At 70.4% G+C, this 2,149-nt stretch carries 2 protein-coding genes and 1 pseudogene; 2 read left to right on the top strand and 1 reads right to left on the bottom strand.

The features are described 5' to 3' along the window. Nucleotides 1-259 (top strand): annotated as a pseudogene (locus ACFQEU_RS14935) (HD domain-containing protein); the annotation flags it as partial. Between the two features lie 32 nt (nucleotides 260-291). On the opposite strand, the gene ACFQEU_RS14930 reads toward ACFQEU_RS14935, so the two are convergent. Next, nucleotides 292-693, bottom strand: a complete 402-nt coding sequence (locus tag ACFQEU_RS14930; RefSeq protein ID WP_379783442.1) for a universal stress protein — start codon at nucleotides 691-693, stop codon at nucleotides 292-294. A 224-nt stretch (nucleotides 694-917) separates the two neighbouring features. On the opposite strand from ACFQEU_RS14930, the gene ACFQEU_RS14925 reads away from it, so the two are divergent. Then, nucleotides 918-2,149, top strand: a 1,232-nt coding sequence (locus ACFQEU_RS14925) for an HD domain-containing protein (protein ID WP_379783440.1), incomplete at its 3' end; no start/stop codon positions are given.

The following is a 2,149-nucleotide window of genomic DNA, read 5'->3' as shown; positions in this document are numbered from 1 at the left end:
CGACCGCGTCGGGATCGACCGCGCGTCGGTGATCGTCGACGTCCCGTCCCGGCCCGGGCTCAAGGAGTCGGCCTCGACCGTCGTCGTCGACGGCGTGCCCCAGCGGTTGGAGGACGCCTCGGAGCTCGTGTCCGGGCTTCGCGCCGCGGAGCGCCGCCGCTGGACGCTCGGGGTGTACTGTCCCGAAGAACACGTCGAGGACGTCCGCGACGCGGCCACCGACGTGCTTGGTATCCGGTCGCTCGGACGGCCGACGTAGGCTGATCGCGTCGCCCTCGTTCGCCGGTGGGACTACTCGCTCTCGGGGCGCGGAACCGTCAGGACCGGCCGGTCGCTGGAGAGGATCACTTCCTGCGTGACGCTTCCGAAGACGGCCTTCCCGGTCGGACTCCGTTTGCGTCCGGACACGCAGATCGAATCGGCGTCGATCTCCTCGGCCGCGGCGACGATCTCGGGACCCGGCTCGCCGCTCGCCTCGTAGTGGACACACTCGACGCCGGCGTCCTTCAGCGTCTCGCGTGCGCGCCTGACCGCCGAGAGCTGGTTGACCGACGCGCCCTCGGGGTTGTCGGTGAACACGTGACTGAGGTGTGCGGTGATGCCGCCGTCCGCGCCCGGCAGGTCGGCGATCGCTCGCGCCTGCGCGACTGCCCGGGTTTCGTCGTCGTCGATGGCGACAAGTACGTCGTACATACCCGATGATCGATCACCCGGGATATAAACCGTGTCGACTGCGGCATGGTGGTGTTCGACGATGCGGACCGACCGCGGACCGGGGCCCGAGCGAGGGGGACCAAGCGAGTGCCGGGCGGGTCGGGGGTGAGCGGCGGGTCGGGGATGAGCGGCAGGCAGGAACCGCTCGAAGGGTGGGCAAGCCCGACGACGGCGTTTTTAAGTGATGGCGACGAACGGCCGGCATGATCACGGTCAAGGACACCGTTCACGATCACATCGAGATCGACGGTGTCGCCGCGGCCCTCCTCGACACGCCGGCCGTCCAGCGGCTCCGCCACGTCAAACAGCTCGGAACTGTCCAGCTGGTGTACCCGTCGGCGAACCACACCCGCTTCGAGCACAGCCTCGGCGTCTACCACCTCGCCCGGCAGGCGCTCGACCACCTGGGGATCGAGGGGAAACACGCGGACCGAATCGAAGCCGCCGCGATGCTCCACGACGTCGGCCACGGCCCGTTCAGCCACAACCTGGAGGCGCTCACCCACCGACGGACCGGGAAGTACCACGACGATGTCGACGAGCTGTTGGCGACCGGCGACGTCGGCGACGTGCTCCGCGAGCACGACCTCGACCCGGCGCGGATCGCCGACATCGTCGCCGGCGAGGGGACGTACGGCCAGCTCGTCTCGGGGGAGCTCGACGTGGACCGGATGGATTACCTCGTGCGCGACGCCTACCACACGGGCGTGCCATACGGCACCATCGACACCGGGCGGTTCGTCCGGGAGCTGGCGTTCGTCGAGGACGTCGACAGCGCGGATGCCTCGAACAGCGACGACGACGCCAACGGTCCGGCGCTGGTCCTCGACGAGGGGAACGTCCAGACCGCCGAGAGCCTGCTGTTGGCGCGGGCGCTGATGAACCCCGTCGTGTACACCCACCCCGTCGCCCGGATCTCGAAGGCGATGTTGCGGCGCGGCGCTGCCGAGCTCCTCGACGCGACGGCGACGACCGCGGCGGCGCTCCGCCGAATGGACGACCACGACTTCCTCGCGGCGCTGCGCGGCTGCCCGGCGACCGCCGAGATATCCCGTCGCTACGACGAGCGCGACCTCTACAAACGGGCCGTTTGGGCCGAGTACGACGACGTCCCCGAACGGGTCCGCGAGGCGGACCACGAGACACGGACGGCGCTCGAACGGGAGATCGCGGCGGCGGCGGGGATCGACCGCGAACACGTCGTCCTCGATGTCCCCCCCGAGCCGTCGATGCGGGAGTCGACCGCGCGGGTGACGGTCAACGGGGAAGTGCGACGGTTGGAACGGCAGTCGCCGCTGGTGTCCGCGCTCCGGACCGCCCAGCGAAACCAGTGGCGTTTGGGGGTGTACGCGCCCGCGGCCGCCACGGACCGGGTTGGACGGGCCGCCGCCGACGTGCTCGGGCTCGACCCCGACACGCTGGTGAGTGAGGTCCG

Source organism: Halorubrum tibetense (assembly GCF_042661865.1).
In the GTDB taxonomy this organism is placed as follows: Archaea; Halobacteriota; Halobacteria; order Halobacteriales; family Haloferacaceae; genus Halorubrum; species Halorubrum tibetense.
The sequence above is the reverse complement of the archived record's forward strand: the minus strand, read 5'-3'. Positions and strand labels throughout refer to the sequence as shown.